Origin of the sequence: Clostridium tyrobutyricum DSM 2637 = ATCC 25755 = JCM 11008, assembly GCF_000359585.1 — a bacterium.
GTDB classification, from domain to species: domain Bacteria; phylum Bacillota; class Clostridia; order Clostridiales; family Clostridiaceae; genus Clostridium_B; species Clostridium_B tyrobutyricum.
On record NZ_APMH01000018.1, the window covers coordinates 25,832 to 43,597 of the forward strand.

15 protein-coding genes and 1 riboswitch are annotated in these 17,766 nt (G+C 32.4%); all 15 genes read right to left on the reverse strand.

All coding sequences use genetic code 11. From position 1 onward, the window contains the following. Positions 1 to 728: 728 nt before the first annotated feature. Complete coding sequence (guaA, locus tag J418_RS0108720) at positions 729 to 2,261, reverse strand: glutamine-hydrolyzing GMP synthase (protein ID WP_017751932.1); 1,533 nt, start codon at positions 2,259 to 2,261, stop codon at positions 729 to 731. 124 nt (positions 2,262 to 2,385) lie between these two features. Continuing rightward, on the reverse strand, positions 2,386 to 3,840 hold the full coding sequence (gene guaB, locus J418_RS0108725) for an IMP dehydrogenase (protein ID WP_017751931.1): 1,455 nt from the start codon (positions 3,838 to 3,840) through the stop codon (positions 2,386 to 2,388). Between the two features lie 94 nt (positions 3,841 to 3,934). Continuing rightward, a riboswitch (purine riboswitch) is annotated at positions 3,935 to 4,033 on the reverse strand. 161 nt (positions 4,034 to 4,194) lie between these two features. Beyond that, positions 4,195 to 5,832, reverse strand: coding sequence for a chaperonin GroEL (groL, locus tag J418_RS0108730; protein ID WP_017751928.1), 1,638 nt, complete (start codon positions 5,830 to 5,832; stop codon positions 4,195 to 4,197). Between the two features lie 44 nt (positions 5,833 to 5,876). After that, positions 5,877 to 6,164 carry a co-chaperone GroES gene (groES, locus tag J418_RS0108735; RefSeq protein ID WP_017751927.1) on the reverse strand — a complete coding sequence of 96 codons (288 nt, stop codon included), beginning with the start codon at positions 6,162 to 6,164 and terminating at the stop codon, positions 5,877 to 5,879. A 237-nt stretch (positions 6,165 to 6,401) separates the two neighbouring features. Beyond that, positions 6,402 to 7,127 carry a TVP38/TMEM64 family protein gene (locus tag J418_RS0108740; protein WP_017751926.1) on the reverse strand — a complete coding sequence of 242 codons (726 nt, stop codon included), beginning with the start codon at positions 7,125 to 7,127 and terminating at the stop codon, positions 6,402 to 6,404. 145 nt (positions 7,128 to 7,272) lie between these two features. Next, on the reverse strand, positions 7,273 to 8,760 hold the full coding sequence (locus tag J418_RS0108745; RefSeq protein WP_017751925.1) for a 4Fe-4S dicluster domain-containing protein: 1,488 nt from the start codon (positions 8,758 to 8,760) through the stop codon (positions 7,273 to 7,275). Positions 8,761 to 9,012: 252 nt separating this feature from the next. Then, positions 9,013 to 9,402 (reverse strand): GtrA family protein, encoded by a 390-nt coding sequence (locus J418_RS0108750; protein ID WP_017751924.1) that lies wholly within the window; start codon positions 9,400 to 9,402, stop codon positions 9,013 to 9,015. A gap of 30 nt (positions 9,403 to 9,432) precedes the next feature. Beyond that, positions 9,433 to 10,341 (reverse strand): DNA-3-methyladenine glycosylase family protein, encoded by a 909-nt coding sequence (locus J418_RS0108755; protein WP_017751923.1) that lies wholly within the window; start codon positions 10,339 to 10,341, stop codon positions 9,433 to 9,435. A gap of 149 nt (positions 10,342 to 10,490) precedes the next feature. Continuing rightward, positions 10,491 to 11,882: an NADPH-dependent glutamate synthase gene (gene gltA, locus J418_RS0108760; RefSeq protein ID WP_017751922.1), complete on the reverse strand. Its 1,392-nt coding sequence runs from the start codon at positions 11,880 to 11,882 to the stop codon at positions 10,491 to 10,493. Continuing rightward, entirely contained in the window at positions 11,882 to 12,772 is an 891-nt protein-coding gene (locus J418_RS0108765) for a sulfide/dihydroorotate dehydrogenase-like FAD/NAD-binding protein (RefSeq protein ID WP_017751921.1), read from the reverse strand. Before J418_RS0108765 ends, gltA begins: the two co-directional genes overlap by 1 nt. Positions 12,773 to 12,964: 192 nt before the next feature. Continuing rightward, the gene (locus J418_RS0108770; protein ID WP_017751920.1) at positions 12,965 to 13,813 is read right to left on the reverse strand and encodes a 3-hydroxybutyryl-CoA dehydrogenase; all 849 of its coding nucleotides are present in this window, start codon (positions 13,811 to 13,813) and stop codon (positions 12,965 to 12,967) included. 62 nt (positions 13,814 to 13,875) lie between these two features. Further along, entirely contained in the window at positions 13,876 to 14,877 is a 1,002-nt protein-coding gene (locus J418_RS0108775) for an electron transfer flavoprotein subunit alpha/FixB family protein (protein ID WP_017895381.1), read from the reverse strand. Between the two features lie 20 nt (positions 14,878 to 14,897). Further along, a complete protein-coding gene (locus tag J418_RS0108780) occupies positions 14,898 to 15,677 on the reverse strand; it encodes an electron transfer flavoprotein subunit beta/FixA family protein (RefSeq protein WP_017751918.1) in 780 nt (259 codons plus the stop codon). A 15-nt stretch (positions 15,678 to 15,692) separates the two neighbouring features. Next, entirely contained in the window at positions 15,693 to 16,832 is a 1,140-nt protein-coding gene (locus J418_RS0108785; RefSeq protein WP_017751917.1) for an acyl-CoA dehydrogenase, read from the reverse strand. A gap of 23 nt (positions 16,833 to 16,855) precedes the next feature. After that, a complete protein-coding gene (locus J418_RS0108790) occupies positions 16,856 to 17,635 on the reverse strand; it encodes a short-chain-enoyl-CoA hydratase (protein ID WP_017895382.1) in 780 nt (259 codons plus the stop codon). Positions 17,636 to 17,766: the final 131 nt, after the last annotated feature.

The window sequence follows — 17,766 nt, forward strand, 5'->3', positions numbered from 1 at the left end:
AATTTTTGTAACTGTTCAGTCATTGCAAAAATCAATTTTTTGTTCTAATAAGCAATATAGCCATCCTTTTGATTGTTAAAAAACGATCAAAAAATTTTTAGACTTTTCGTTATATTGAATATATATATAACATTTTTATTTTTATACAGACATGGCTCTATAAGTCCATATAACAGCCATTTTCAAGAAATCAATGTCTAAATAGCTACAAATTTTTACAGAATATCATTTTATAACTATTGTTTTGATTAATTTCTACAAAAATATTATTTGATGGTATTACCACCTTAGTTAAAATCTTATCACAATATATAAAATGCTTCAAGTATTTCTTTAAGTATTTAAATACTTTTTTTAGTGACATATCTTAAAAATTTTTTATATATAATATAACTAAAGTTAATAATGCTTAATCTTAGGTAATACCATTGAAAATTTTGACTTAAAATAAGTTTTATAAAATGTCATTAGCCATGAGCATAATTTAAAAATTAAATAGAAAAAAAGTAACTATTAAATGAAAAGATTTTATAAAAAAATAGAGTAAAGCAAATTCACATGCATTTCTAATCATTGAATTCAGCTTTACTCCATTACTAATTTTAGAAAGACTTAGCGCATGAAAAGACATAAATAACTCTTAATGCCTTCTCACATTTATATTATTAAGTTTTCGATTTTGATGTTTACAAATCATATTATATCAACATTTATATGAATTTTTACTTTTATTCCCATTCAATAGTTGAAGGTGGTTTGCTTGTTATGTCATATACTATTCTATTTACACCTTTGACTTCATTTACTATTCTTCTTGAAACTTTATCCAGCACATCATATGGTATCCTAGCCCAATCAGAAGTCATAGCATCTGAAGATATAACTGCTCTAAGTGCAACCGTATAGCAATAAGTTCTTTCATCTCCCATTACTCCTACAGATCTTATATTTGGAAGACATGCAAAGTACTGCCATATAGTTTCATCTAATCCGGCATTTGCGATTTCTTCTCTAAATATAGCATCTGCTTCTCTCGTTATTTCAAGTTTTTCCTCAGTAACAGCTCCCAAGACCCTTATTGCAAGCCCTGGGCCTGGAAAAGGCTGTCTCCATACTAACTTATGAGGTATTCCAAGTTCTTCGCCTACTGCTCTAACTTCATCTTTAAACAATTCCCTAAGAGGTTCTATAAGTTTGAAATCCATATCTTCTGGAAGCCCACCAACATTGTGATGGCTTTTTATAGTAGCAGAAGTACCTAAACCACTTTCCACTACATCTGGATATATGGTCCCCTGTACAAGGAAAGATATATCTCCAAGTTTTTTAGCTTCACTTTCGAATAATCTTATAAACTCTTCTCCTATTACTTTTCTCTTTTTTTCAGGATCATCTATATCAGCTAATTTGCCCAAAAACCTTTCTTTAGCATCTACTCTTATAAAATTCATGTCAAACTGTTTTTTAAAAACAGTTTCTACCTGATCTCCCTCATCCTTCCTTAAGAGGCCATGATCTACAAATATGCAGGTAAGCTGTTTTCCAATAGCTTTATGAACGAGAACTGCGGCTACTGAAGAATCAACTCCTCCAGACATAGCACATATAACTTTTTTATCTCTAACTTTTTCTTTAATTGCCTTAACCTTTTCTTCTACAAAGGAAGACATAGACCAATCACCTTTTAAATTACATATATTAAATAAAAAATTTGATATCATCTTTTTGCCAAAAGGAGTGTGTTCAACTTCCGGATGAAATTGTACTCCATATATTTTTCGCTCTGAATCTTCTACAGCTGCAACTGGACACTCATCTGTAGTACCAATTACCTTAAATCCTTCCGGAGCATCAGATACTACATCTGTATGACTCATCCATGATATTCCCTCCCTGTCTATTCCACTAAATAGAGGACTGCTGCTATCCAAACTTACCTTTGTCTTTCCATATTCTCTTACTACTGCACTTTCAACTTTACCGCCTAAATTACTGCATATAAATTGATGTCCATAACATATTCCCAAAATAGGAACGCCAAGTTTAAATATATCACTACTTATTTTTGGAGCATTTTTTCCATATACACTTTTAGGTCCACCAGTAAATATTATACCATCTGGACTTTTTTGTTTTATCTTGTCTATGGAATATGTATATGGAACTATTTCACAATAAACATTATTTTCCCTGACTCTCCTTGCTATAAGTTGATTATATTGTCCACCAAAATCAACTACTATAACTAATTGTCTTTTCATAAATTTCCTCCCAACTAAATTAAGGAAATAATCCTAATACTAATTTATTATTTTAACCATAGCTAACATTATAGCATCATACTATATACATTGTACACAGTATGATGCTATACATTCAAATATATTACTGCCTAATGCTATAATTTGGAGCTTCTTTTGTCATGGATATATCATGAGGATGACTTTCCCTTAAACCAGCTGAAGATTGAACTACAAATTTAGCATTTTCATATAGGGCATTTAAATCAGCAGCTCCTAAATATCCCATTCCCGAACGTATGCCTCCAATTAGCTGGAATATTGTATCTGCTACATATCCCTTATAAGGTACTCTTCCTTCAACACCTTCTGGTACCAATTTTTTGTTTCCTTCCTGAAAATATCTATCCTTGCTTCCACTTGCCATAGCAGACAGTGATCCCATTCCTCTATAAACTTTATATGTTCTTCCTTTATATATTTCAGTTTCACCAGGTGCTTCTTCACATCCTGCAAGCATAGATCCCATCATGGCAACTTTTGCTCCGGCAGCAAGTGCCTTCACTATATCTCCAGAATATTTTATTCCACCATCAGCTATAACAGGTATTCCATATTTGTTGGCTTCTTCTACACAATCCATAACTGCTGTAAGTTGAGGGACTCCAACTCCTGCCACAACTCTGGTAGTACATATTGAACCAGGTCCTATACCAACTTTTACTGCATCTGCTCCAGCTAAAATCAAATCTTTAGTAGCTTCTGCTGTTGCAATATTTCCTGCTATTATTTGTATATTATGAAACTTTTCTTTTATTTCTTTTACTGCTTCCAATACTCCTCTTGAGTGACCATGTGCCGTATCAACAGTTAAAACATCTGCTCCAGCCTCAATAAGTGCAGATACCCTTGACATCATATCTTTAGTAACTCCAACTGCTGCTCCACATAGTAATCTTCCCTTTTCATCCTTTGCACTGTTAGGAAATCTTTTTATTTTTTCTATATCCTTTATAGTTATAAGTCCTCTTAAATTATTATCTTTGTCAACTAGTGGAAGTTTCTCTATTTTATTATTCTTTAGTATCTCCTTGGCTTGTTCTATATTAGTATCTTCTGGAGCTGTTATAAGTTTTTCCTTTGTCATAACTTCTGAGATTTTTCTACTATAATCCGTTTCAAAAACTATATCCCTATTAGTTATTATACCTACCAATTTTCCTTCTACTGTTATAGGAACCCCTGATATCCTATATTTGCTCATAAGAGCCAATGCATCATCTATAGTATTATCTGGTGAAAGATAAAATGGATTTGTGATTACTCCATTTTCCTGTCTCTTTACTTTATCTACTTCAGCTGCCTGTTGCTCTATAGTCATGTTCTTATGTATTATACCAATACCACCTTCTCGTGCTACTGCTATGGCCATTCTAGAATCAGTAACAGTATCCATACTTGCACTCATAACTGGTAAATTTAGCTTTATCTTCTTAGTTAAATTGGTTTTTAATGATACCTCCCTAGGTAAAACTTCTGATTTATTTGGTACTAGTAGAACGTCATCAAAAGTATAAGCTTGTTTTAAAATTTTTGCCACTTAAAATCACTCCTAAAATTATAATTAAAATAAATTTTACTTAAAATAATAAAAAAACCATATTAAATTACTTGAAGTGAGATTTAATATGATTACACCATAAAAATTCACCCATAGTCGGGGATTTACGGTCTCCGGTAGATACTTTCCTGCCACATTCAGGATGTATACGAGCTATACAAAATAACAGTATTTATTTTTATAAATTCTGATATATTTCTATCTATTCAACTAACTATTTACACTATTTTATTCAATTTTTCTGCTTTTGTCAATACATTATAAAATTTTAATAATAAAAAATATCCCCTATAAACTAAAGGGATATTTTTATATTCAGTATTTATTTTTTAATTAATACATTCCTTCCATTCCGCCCATTCCTGGAGCACCTGCACCTGGAACTGGAGCATTATTCTTTTCTGGAATGTCTGCAACTGCTGATTCTGTAGTTAAGAATGTTGAAGCTACAGATGATGCATTTTGAAGAGCTGATCTTGTAACCTTAGCTGGATCTACAATACCACGTTCTATCATATTTACATATTCATTTTTTAAAGCATCAAAACCAATTCCTGGTTCACTATTTTTAACTTTTTCTATAATTACTGAACCTTCTAATCCTGCATTGGCTGCTATTTGTCTTATTGGCTCTTCTAATGCCTTTCTTATTATTTTAATGCCTACTTTTATATCCTGTACATCTGAATTCAATTTTTCAATTTCAGGAATTACATTTAAGTAGGCTGTTCCGCCACCTGGAACTAATCCTTCTTCAACAGCTGCTTTTGTAGCTGCCAGAGCATCTTCTATTCTCATTTTCTTTTCCTTTAATTCAGTTTCAGTTGCTGCTCCAACCTTTACAACTGCTACTCCACCTGCAAGTTTTGCAAGTCTTTCCTGTAATTTTTCTCTATCAAAATCTGAAGTAGTTTCATCTACTTGTTTTCTAATCTGATTTACTCTATCCTTAATTTCTTCTTTTGATCCTTTTCCATTTACAATGGTAGTATTTTCTTTTGATACTTTAACATTGTCAGCTTTTCCAAGATCCTCTAAAGTAACATCCTTCAACTCTCTTCCAAGTTCATCTGATATTACCTTGGCACCTGTAAGTATAGCTATATCTCTAAGCATATCTTTTCTTCTGTCACCAAACCCTGGAGCTTTTACTGCTACACAATTAAATACTCCTCTTAATTTATTAAGAACTAATGTAGTAAGAGCTTCACCTTCTACATCTTCAGCTATTATAAGTAATTTTTTACCTTGCTTTACTATCTGCTCCAAAAGTGGAAGTATGTCTTGTATGTTGGATATTTTTTTGTCAGTTATCAATATATAAGCATCATCTAAGTTTGCTTCCATCTTGTCTGAATCAGTTACCATATAAGCACTTAAATAACCTCTGTCAAACTGCATACCTTCAACTACATCTAATTCTGTACCCATTGACTTTGATTCTTCAACAGTTATAACTCCTTCATGACCAACTTTTTCCATAGCATCAGCTATAAGTTTGCCAATTTGTTCATCAGAAGCTGATATAGCAGCTATTCTAGCTATATCTTCTTTACCATTTACTTCTTTAGAGAATTTTTTTATTTCTTCTACAGCTTTATCTACAGCCATCTTGATTCCCTGTCTTATAAGCATTGGATTAGCTCCTGCTGTAACATTCTTCAAACCTTCTCTTATTATTGCCTGTGCAAGTAATGTAGCTGTAGTAGTACCATCTCCTGCTACATCATTTGTTTTTGTAGAAACTTCTTTTACAAGCTGAGCTCCCATATTTTCATAAGGATCCTCCAACTCAATTTCCTTTGCTATAGTAACACCATCATTTGTTATAAGCGGTGAACCAAATTTTTTATCTAAAACTACATTTCTTCCCTTTGGTCCAAGTGTAACCTTAACAGTATTTGCTAATTTATCTACACCTTGCTGCATAGATCTTCTTGCTTCTTCACCGAATAAAATGCTCTTTGCCATAAAAAAACCTCCTTACAATTTTCAAACCATTATTAAATCTAATTTTATTTTTCAATTACAGCCAAAATATCATCTTGTCTTAAAATAGTATACTCTACACCATCAATCTTTACTTCATTTCCACCATATTTGGAGAATAGAACCCTATCTCCTACCTTAACTTCAATTCTTACTTCTTTTCCATCAACAATTCCGCCTAGTCCAACTGCTACAACTTCCGCTTCCTGTGGTTTTTCTTTAGCAGCTTCTGGTAAAACTATTCCACTTTTTGTTGTTTCTTCTGCTTCTATTTTTTTTATTACAACTCTGTCTCCAAGTGGTCTAATATTCATAAAAACTCCTCCTTAAAACATTTTTATTTATAATGAAATACTTAATTAACCTTTATTGTTAGCACTCAATAATATTGAGTGCTAATACAATTATTATAATAATAAATACTGTTTATATTTTCAAACTCCAATTTTATACCTAAACAGCATTTATATTGATATTTACCACATTTACTCCCATTAGATAAATATTTCTCTTAATTTCTATTAATTTCACTGTTTCCAATTAAATATCAATTATTTTTTTGTTGAGGAGCGACATTTGCTAATCCTTAACAGGGCCTTTTCTCCTTTTAAAAAGCCCATTAAAAATAATAACACCATTGATACCGATATAATTACTATCACAAATTTATTACCAGAATATAGTTTAGACCCAAAATAAGATGAAATTATAATTCCTGGAAGTCTTCCCAACGTGGAATAAATAAAAAACTCCCTTAAATTCATTCTAGATACTCCACATATATAGGATAGTATATCTTTAGGTATACCCGGTATTAAATACAATAAAAACACTAAAAAATTAATATTCTTTGAATTTAATATTTTTGTGAAAAATTTCAATTTATTTTTTGAAGTTATTTTTTCTATAAATGGTCTTCCATAAATTTTGGATACTGTATATGCAATTACACTGCCTAGTGTTATTCCTACAACAGACAATATAGTTCCAAAAAAAGATCCATATATGTATCCAGACGCTATTTGAACAAATTCACCTGGTATAAAGAATACAACCACTTGAAGAATTTCTAAAGTAAAAAATGCTAATACTCCATATCTTCCATATGATAAAATTATACCTTTTAGCATCTTAGGATTATTTATGATTTTCATATATTTAAAATAATATTCATAGCCTACTAAAATAAAAAATGCTATCAATATAGCAAGTATAATATAATTTTTAAATCTTTTTATATTTTTAAATAAAATCTTTTTAACTTTAAATATACTCATTATTTAACTTCCTCTTAAATAATAAACTAAATCTATCTACTATAATATCCAAGTAAATTTTATTTATACTGATAGTTTTTATATTTTATCGAATCGTAAAAGAACAGCTAAATATAATTAAATATTAAGCTGTTCTCACAATATACTATCTTTCCATATTTATGTCTTTGAATTTTTCAAGATTTTCATTTGAAAGTACGGTTTTTTTAGTAGATTGCTTACTAAACTTCATAAGCTGTGATCTTGACTTCATAGGTGACACCATAGCAGCAGCTCCCCCTATACAGCCTCCTTCACACATCATACCTTCTATAAAGTTTCCTGGGACTCTCCCAACTTTGGCTCCCATCATAGTCTTCTTTATTTCATCTTTTCCGCTTACTTTAACAGGTTTAAATTCTATATCTAGCTTTTTATCAGAAATATAATTTTGTATAGCCGCAGTAACTCCACCGCCCTGAGCAAATCCTCTTCCAAATGCAGAAGCATCATCTATGGGTACATCCTCACAATTTTCAGGATCAATTGAGAAGCCACCCATTAAAGCTGCAATTTCTTCAAAAGTGAGTACATAATCTACATCATGCTTTATAGACTCCCTATTTATCTCAGTTTTTTTAGCAGTACAAGGCCCTACAAATACAACTACACAATCTTTGTCTATTTTTTTTATAAGTCTCGCAGTAGCAATCATAGGAGATACTGTTCCTGATATCTTATCTACAATATTAGGGTATTTCAATTCTATATAATTCATGAATCCAGAGCAGCATGAATTTGTCATGAACTTGTCTTCTTTTTCCATTCTCTCGGCAAATTCATTAGCTTCATTCACTGTAACTGCATCAGCACCACAGGCCGCTTCTATCATATCTTTGAATCCCATATCAATAAAAGCTTTTTTAACTTGTCCGACTGTTACCTTATTTCCAAACTGGCCTGTTATAGCTGGTGCTACTACCGCATAAACATTCCTGCCTTCAACTAGATTCTTAGTAACATCAGCTATATGGCTCAAATCCGATATAGCTCCAAAAGGACAAGCGGCCATACAGGCACCACAACTTATACACTGTTCTTTTTCTATCATAGCTTTTTTATTATTTGGATTTATCTCAAGAGCCCCTGTAGGACATGACTTCTTACATGGTCTCATAACTTCTGATATTGCATTATAAGGACATGATCTTTTACACATTCCACATTCCCTACACATTTCCTGATTTATATATGATCGTCCATTAACCCGACTTATAGCTTTTGCTGGACATACTTCCATACATTTATGTTGAATGCATCCTCTGCATGCATCTGTAACATTATATTTGTCTATAGGACATTGATCACATGCTGCTGAAAGTACAAACATAACATGAGCTTTATCAGAATTTTTTTCCAAATCCTGTACCATATTATTAGTCGGCAAAAAACCTGCTGCCAAGGTAGCTCTTTCATATACAACTGCTCTTTCTTTATATATGCAGCATCTATAATCTGGTTTATCCTCCGAAATAATATCATAGGGAATTCTTTGAAGTGCATCTTTTGTTAATTTATTATCCTTTGCTAGCTCTACAATCTCTTTAAGCACCAAATATTTCAATTTTTTTAATGGTGATTCAAAAGCTATCAAATTTATCTCTCCTTCCTGTTACATAAATATAAAATCTTGTAATCATATACATATATTAAATTAAAGTAAAAATACATCATATTTAGCTATTTTTAATTATAACAGATTATTAACGATAATGTAACAGTTTTTAATAACATAGCGATAAATTTTTAACATTATTGAGGAAACAATTCTTAAAATTCTAACAATAATTTAAGTATGATTCCTATTTTAAAATAGGAGTCATACATTTAGATAATTTTAATAAATCTAGGAAAAGGTCCATAGTCTATTTAATGTGTAATTAATCAAGCCAGTAACAATAGTAGTAATCAATTGAGCTATTATTTTATTGAAAGCTAATTCGTTAACTAAAAAGAACAAAAATCCTGTACTAAAAACAAGTGACATTATATTTACAATAATAAACTTAATAAATAAAATATATATGGTTTTATGGGATTTGAATACCCATATTTTATTTAATACAAATCCATTTACAATTCCTAAAAAGTACCCTATAGCATTTGATATCATATAGTTGACACCAAGTTTTATAAGAATATTATATACAAATAAAGTTATGCATGTATTTATAGTTCCTGAAATAGCATATTTGATAAATTGTTTATTTTTATTTAATAATAAACTTAAATTCATTTTTTATCTCCATTTTAAATAGACTATACGTTAAACTGTTATATTATTTTCCCTAACATAATAGAAAAGATATTGTTGTGCGAATCCTGCAAATTGATGAAACTTATTTATTCCAAATTCTCTTATTTTCTTTAAAGATACATCTGGTGCTAAATAAAAATATGTCATTGCTCTTTTTACCCATACATCTACAGGAAATGCAGAATATTTTTGCATTGAAAACAACATTATACAATCAGCTACCTTAGGACCTATACCCATAAATTTTTGAAGTTCCTTATGACATACATCATCTTCCTGTTGCTTAATCCATTGTATATCGAATTTTTCATCATACTTTTCAGTTCCAGGAATGCCCATGGAATATATTTTTGAAACAGTGTCCTTTATGTACTTATTTCTAAATCCAGTTCCACAATTTTGCAGTTCCTCTAAAGTTGCACTATTTAATCTTTCTATACTTGGAAAACTGTAAAATGCCTGACCTTTATATTCTAATTTTTCTCCCCAAGTTGAACTTATATTCTTTATAGCTCTTTTTATCATTGGTATTCTGTTGTTGGCAGATATTATAAATGATACTATAAGTTCAAAAGGATCTTGCTTGAGAAGCCTCATTCCATATCCGAATTCTATTGATTTTTTTACAATACTGTCTTCACTTAAAATATTTTTTATTTCTCCGTAATCCCTATATAGATCGAAGTATTCAGCCCATATATTTTTAAAGTCCTCTTCATTGGTATTGTATATTACTAAATCATTTTCTCTTCTCTCAACCTCGATTACTCTTCCATAAACAACACCTATATAATTTCCATTGTCTTGCCTATCCCATCTAAAACACTGACCGCAATCAAATATATGTGACAATTCAAAATTACGCACATCTTTTACTACTATTCCATTATCCATCTTCTCTAAATAGTTAAAATCCATATTAATCCTCCTTTTCGTTCGTTTATGAATATATATTTTATTATACTATTATAAGTCAATACACATATCTTTATATAAATTAAATGAATATATAAAAAATCAGATGTATTAGAGAAAATCCAATACATCTGACAATTTAGTCAATACAATTATTTTGTCTTTAAATATTCATCTATTGCTTTAGCAGCTTTTTTACCTGCACCCATTGCAAGTATTACAGTAGCCGCTCCAGTTACTGCATCTCCACCGGCATATATTCCCTCTCTTGAAGTTTTTCCAGTTTCATCTTCAGCTACTATACACCTGCGTTTATTAATTTCAAGACCTTTTGTAGTAGAAGATATAAGTGGATTTGGTGAAGTACCAAGTGCCATTATAACTGTATCTACTTCAAGATCAAATTCTGAGCCTTCTATTGCAACTGGTTTTCTTCTACCAGAAGCATCTGCTTCTCCAAGCTCCATTTTTATACATTTCATTGCTTTAACCCAACCATCTTCATTACCTAGAATTTCTACGGGATTAGTAAGCAGATTAAATTGAATTCCTTCTTCTCTAGCATGATGCACTTCTTCAGCTCTTGCAGGAACTTCCTCTGCTGATCTTCTATACACAATATGTACTTCTGATCCTAATCTCAATGCAGTTCTAGCAGCATCCATGGCAACATTTCCTCCACCTACTACTGCAACTTTCTTTCCAACTCTTATTGGAGTATCATAATCAGGCTTAAATGCTTTCATAAGATTATTTCTTGTTAAAAATTCATTAGCCGAAAATACACCATTCAGATTTTCTCCTGGTATACCCATAAATCTTGGAAGTCCTGCTCCTGAACCTATGAATATAGCTTGGAAACCTTCGTCTTCTATAAGTTGATCTACTGTAACTGTTCTTCCTACTATTACATCAGTATCTATTTCAACACCAAGTTTTTTCACATTTTCAACTTCATGTTTTACAACTGTATCTTTAGGAAGTCTGAATTCTGGAATTCCATAAACCAAAACTCCACCAGCTTCATGAAGTGCTTCAAATATAGTAACATCATATCCAAGTTTTGCTAAATCACCTGCACAAGTAAGACCTGAAGGGCCACTTCCCACAACTGCTACTTTTTTGCCGTTACTTGGCTTTCTTTGTGAAAGATCCACATTATTTTCTCTGGACCAATCAGCCACGAATCTCTCAAGCTTACCTATTGCAACAGCTTCTCCCTTTATACCAAGTACACATTTGCCTTCGCATTGGCTTTCTTGAGGGCATACTCTTCCACAGACTGCTGGAAGTGCACTGGATTTTGCTATTATTTTAGCAGCTTCTTCAAAATTTTCTTCTTTAACCTGCTGAATAAATGCTGGTATATTTATTGAAACCGGACATTGAGTAACACACATTGGTTTCTTACAGTTCAAGCATCTAGAAGCTTCTTTTACAGCTTCTTCTTTTGTATATCCAAGACATACTTCTTTAAAATTAGTAGCTCTAACTTTTGGCTCTTGTTCCTTTATTGGCGTTCTCTTCATTCTATCTACAGCCATTATTTGTCACCTCCACAATCGCAGCCTTTTCTATGAAAAGTATCTCCTTCTTCTTGCTTAAGTATTTTTCTTCCTTCTTCAGTCTTGTACATAGTCTGCCTTCTCATTGCCTCGTCAAAGTTTACTAAATGTCCGTCAAATTCTGGTCCATCAACACAGGCAAACTTAACTTCTCCACCTACAGTAACTCTGCAGGCTCCACACATACCAGTTCCATCTACCATTATAGGATTCAAACTTACTATAGTTTTTATTCCATATTGTTTTGTAAGTTTTGCCATAAACTTCATCATGATCATTGGTCCTATAACAACCGCATGATTATATTTCTTTCCTTCTTTTTCGATAAGATTCTTAAGCTTATCTGTAACAAATCCTTTTTCGCCATAACTTCCATCATCAGTAGCTATATATAAATTATTTGCAACAGCTTTCAATTCATCTTCAAAAAGCAAGTAATCTTTTGATTTACATCCAACTATTACATCTGCTTTTATTCCATGTTGACTAAGCCATTTTACCTGTGGATATACAGGTGCTGTTCCAACTCCACCTGCTACAAATATGATATTTTTCTTTTTTAGTTCTTCTTCACTTTCAGCGGTAAGATCCGAAGGCTGTCCTAAAGGCCCTACAAAGTCGTGAAAATAATCACCAACTTCATAATTAGCCATTCTCTTTGTTGATCCACCTAATGTCTGAAATACTATTTTAACAGTTCCTTTTTCTGCATCATAGTCACAAATAGTAAGAGGTATTCTTTCCCCTTTTTCATCCATTATGACTATAACAAATTGCCCTGGAAGGCATGATTTAGCTACCCTTGGTGCATCTATATCCATTGAGAATATATTTGGCGCAAGAGTTTTTTTGTCTACAATTTTATACATTATATTCACCCCATCTGTAAAACTTATAAAAACCTATAATATAAGACTTATAAAGTAAACACAATATAAGCCTTTTATATTATAACATATTGTTAAATTAATTGCACTCTTGGGAAAACATTTACAAATAAAAAAAAGAATTTTAGACTAATTATTTAAAATTAGTCTAAAATTTTATATGTTGTTTTTTAATTATTTTGAATAATCAAAGAATCCTTTTTTGCTCTTTCTTCCAAGCCATCCTGCTCTTACATATTTTCTAAGTAGCGAGTGAGCTCTGTATTTGGAATCCCCTGTTTCTTTATAAAGTACATCCATAATTGCAAGACATACATCCAGTCCAATAAGATCTCCTAATGCTAGTGGTCCCATTGGATGATTAGCACCAAGTTTCATAGCTTTATCAATATCCTCTGCTGAAGCTATTCCTTCCGCAAAAATTCCTACGGCTTCATTTATCATTGGTATTAATATTCTATTTACAACAAATCCTGGAGCTTCTGCCACCTCTACTGGATCCTTGCCTATGGCAATTGAAACTTCTTTTACTGCATCAAAAGTTTCTTGTGAAGTAGCCATTCCTCTTATTATCTCAACTAATTTCATTACAGGTGCTGGATTAAAGAAATGCATTCCTATAACTTTATCCTGTCTTTTTGTAGCAGATGCTATTTCAGTTATTGACAATGAAGAAGTATTAGAAGCTAAAATTGTTTCAGGCTTACATATTTTATCCAAGTCACCAAATATTTGCTTCTTTATCTCCATATTTTCAACTGCTGCTTCTATTACTAGATCGCAATCAGCTGCCTTTTCTAGGTCAACTGTTCCACTTATTCTAGCAAGTATTGCATCAGCATCTGCCTGTGCCATTTTACCCTTTGCTATTCTCTTGTCAAATCCTTTTTTAATTCCTGCAAGTCCTCTATCAACGAATTCATCTTTAATATCTCTTATTAATACTTCACAACCTTTAGCTGCAAAAGCCTGAGCTATTCCAGAACCCATTGTACCTGCACCAAGAACACATATTTTTTTCATAACAATTTTCCTCCTATAACTAATATTTTAACTTGAATCTTATAATTAAATTAAAGCCACTATTAATTTAAAGCTTTAATTTGAATTATAAGTTCAGGAATAACCTTAGTATAATCACCAACAATAGCAAGATCTGCTATTTTCATTATTGGAGCATCTGCATCTTTGTTTATAGCTAATATATATCCACTATCCTGCATACCTGCTAAATGCTGTATAGCTCCTGATATTCCAACTGCTATATAAAACCCAGGTCGTACTGTCTTACCAGTCTGACCTACTTGATAATTTTTATCTATCCATCCATTATCGACAGCTGCACGTGATCCACCTACAGTTCCATCTAATAAATCTGCCAATTCCTGAAGTACCTTGAAACCTTCTTTGTCTCCAATACCTCTTCCTCCAGATATAATAACTTTTGCTTCGCCAATATCTACTGTATCTTTAGCAAGTTTTATAACTTCTTGTACATCTACTTTTATATCTTCTTTAGATATGTTTGCACTTAATTTTTCTATCTTTTCAGATTTTACATCTGCTTTTTTAAGTTTCTCAAAAACTCCAGGTCTAACTGTAGACATCTGTGGTCTGTGATCTCCACATACTATAGTTGCCATTAAATTTCCGCCAAAAGCTGGTCTTGTCATCATCAAATTATTTGTATCTGCATCTATATCAAGCCCTGTACAATCTGCAGTAAGTCCTGTAACAAGTTTAGCTGCAAGTCTTGGTCCTAAATCTCTTCCAATAAAACTTGCACCAATTAGAAGTACCTCTGGCTTCTTTTCTTCTACAAGTTCGGAAATTACTTTAGTATATGCATCTGTAGTATAGTGTTTCAAAAGCGGGCTATCTGCATATAGTACTTTATCCGCTCCATATGCTGATAACTCTTTTGCTATATCATCTATATCACTGCCAAGTAATATAGCAGTTAAATCTACTTTTAATTTATCTGCTAATTCTCTTCCTTTTCCAAGTAGTTCCAATGCTACTTTTTGTAGTTCTCCGTCTCTCTGTTCAGCAAATACCCATACGCCTTTGTAATCTGCTATATTCATTCAAAGTCCCTCCTATAATATTAAATTACATGTTTTTCTTTTAATTTTGAAATTGCATATGTTACTGCTTCTTTTACAGGTTTATTTATAACTTCTCCTGCTCCTCTTGCTTCTTTTGTAGCTGATCTCTTAACTTTTGTTGGTGAACCCTTAAGGCCAAGACGTTCTTTATCAACTTCCAAGTCATCAGCATTCCATACCTTTACTTCCTTTTTAAATGTTTCAAATATATTCTTCATTCCCATATATCTTGGTTCATTTAATTCTTTTATAGCAGTTAACAATACAGGCGTATTAACTTTTACCGTTTCATATCCATCTTCCCAAGCTTTTTTAACTGTTAGTATATTCCCATTTACGTCAATCTTTTCTACATAAGTTATCTGTGGTATACTCAAAAATTCTGCTATTTCAGGTCCAACTTGAGCAGTATCTCCATCTATTGCCTGTCTTCCAGCAAAGATTACATCATAATCTAATTTTTTAAGTGCTCCTGAAAGTGCATAAGCTGTAGCACAGGTATCTGCTCCTGCAAATGCCCTATCGGAAATTAAGATTGCTTCATCAGCACCCATGGCTAGAGATTCTCTAAGTGCACTCTCTGCCTGTGGAGGTCCCATGCTTATTACTGTGACTTTTCCGCCAACTTTATCTCTCATTACAAGTGATTCTTCAAGTGCATTCTTGTCATCTGGATTTATTATCGATGGAACACCTTCTCTTATCAATGTCCCTGTCTTTGGGTCTATTTTTACTTCATTTGTGTCTGGTACTTGTTTTAAACAAACAACTATATTCATTATGATGTGATCCTCCTATCTAAATATGCTTCCGGAAATAACCATTCTTTGTACCTCAGAAGTTCCCTCATATATCTCAGTTATCTTTGCATCTCTCATCATTCTCTCTACTGGATAATCCTTGGTATATCCATATCCACCAAACAATTGAACAACCTTAGTTGTAGTTTCCATAGCAACATCTGCTGCCATTAATTTAGCCTTTGCCGCATCTACTGTATAAGGGACATGTGCATCTTTATTTAATGCCGCTTTGTAAACAAGATATCTTGCCGCATCTATTTTGGTTGCAAGATCAGCAACGACCCAGCCTAATCCCTGGAATTTGGAAAGTGATCTTCCAAATTGTTTTCTTTCTTTCATATATTCAACGGCTTCCTCCAAAGCTCCTTCTGCTATACCTAGAGCCTGGGCTGCTATACCAATTCTTCCTCCATCAAGAGTTTTCATTGCTATACCAAAGCCTTTTCCTTCTCTTCCTACCAAATTCTCTTTTGGAACTATACAATCTTCAAATATAAGTTCAGTAGTTGATGACGCTCTTATACCCATTTTATTTTCAAGCTTTCCAATCGAAAAACCTTTCATACCCTTTTCAAGTATAAATGCTGATATTCCTCTTGTACCCTTGCTTCTATCAGTCATTGCAAATACTACAAATATATCTGCTGCTCCACCATTTGTTATAAATATTTTTTGACCATTTAATATATAATGATCTCCTTCTAGTACAGCCAAGCTTTGTTGTCCTGAAGCATCAGTACCAGCATTAGGTTCAGTTAATCCAAATGCTCCAAGTTTTTCTCCCTTTGCAAGTGGTACCAGATATTTTTGTTTTTGCTCTTCCGTTCCAAACTGTTCAAGAAGTGATGCACAAAGTGATGTATGAGCTGAAAGTATAACACCCGTTGTTCCACAAGCCTTGGAAAGTTCTTCTACTGCTAATATATAGGATAGAGTGTCTCCACCTGCTCCACCATATTTTACTGGGAAAGGTATACCCATCATTCCATATTTAGCCATTTTTTCTACAGTTTCTTTAGGGAATCTCTCAGTCTCATCTATCTCTGCCGCTAGAGGTTTAACTTCATTTTCTGTAAATTCCCTTACCATTTGTTTTACAAATTCTTGCTCTCTCGTCAACGTAAAATCCATTTATTTACCTCCCAATAAAAGTTTTATTTATTTTTAAAAGTTTTATCTCTTTTTTCGAGAAACGCACCCATACCTTCTTTTTGATCCTCTGTAGCAAAGCATTCCCCAAATACTTCAGATTCGTATGCTGCTCCAGTATCTATATCTGTCTGTATTCCTCTATTTATTGCCTCTTTACATAACTTTACAGCTATTGGTGCATTGTTAATTATTGTATTAGCTAATGCTTTAGCTTCATCCATAAGTGCTTCAGGTTCTACTACTTTATTTACAAGTCCTATTCTAAATGCTTCATCCGCTTTTATAATTTTGGCAGTGTATATAAGTTCTTTTGCCATTCCAAGTCCTACTAATCTTGGAAGTCTTTGAGTTCCCCCAAAACCTGGGGTAATACCAAGTCCTGACTCTGGTTGTCCGAATTTAGCTTTTGATGAAGCTATTCTTATATCACATGCCATGGAAATTTCACAACCACCGCCTAATGCAAAACCATTAACTGCTGCAATAACAGGCTTTTCCAATTTTTCCAACTTTCTAAAAACCTTGTTGCCCAATATTCCAAATTTTCTTCCTTCAATAGCATTGAGACCTTTCATTTCTGATATATCTGCACCAGCTACAAAAGACTTTCCAGCACCTGTAAGTATTACAGCTAAAACATCTTCATCTTCAGCTACCATATCGATTGCCGAATCAATTTCAACTAATGTTTCCGAGTTAAGTGCATTAAGTGCCTTAGGTCTATTAATTGTAATTACAACCATCTTTCCATCTTTCTCAAAATTAACATTTTTAAAACTCATACTAAATCCTCCCCAACTAAATCTTATAATTATTTGATATTTTTTATTTATGATATTTTTAACAAAGTATTGTTAATAATATCACAAGTTTAGTAATAATAATCTCCGCTTCAAACTTCAATTATTATTAT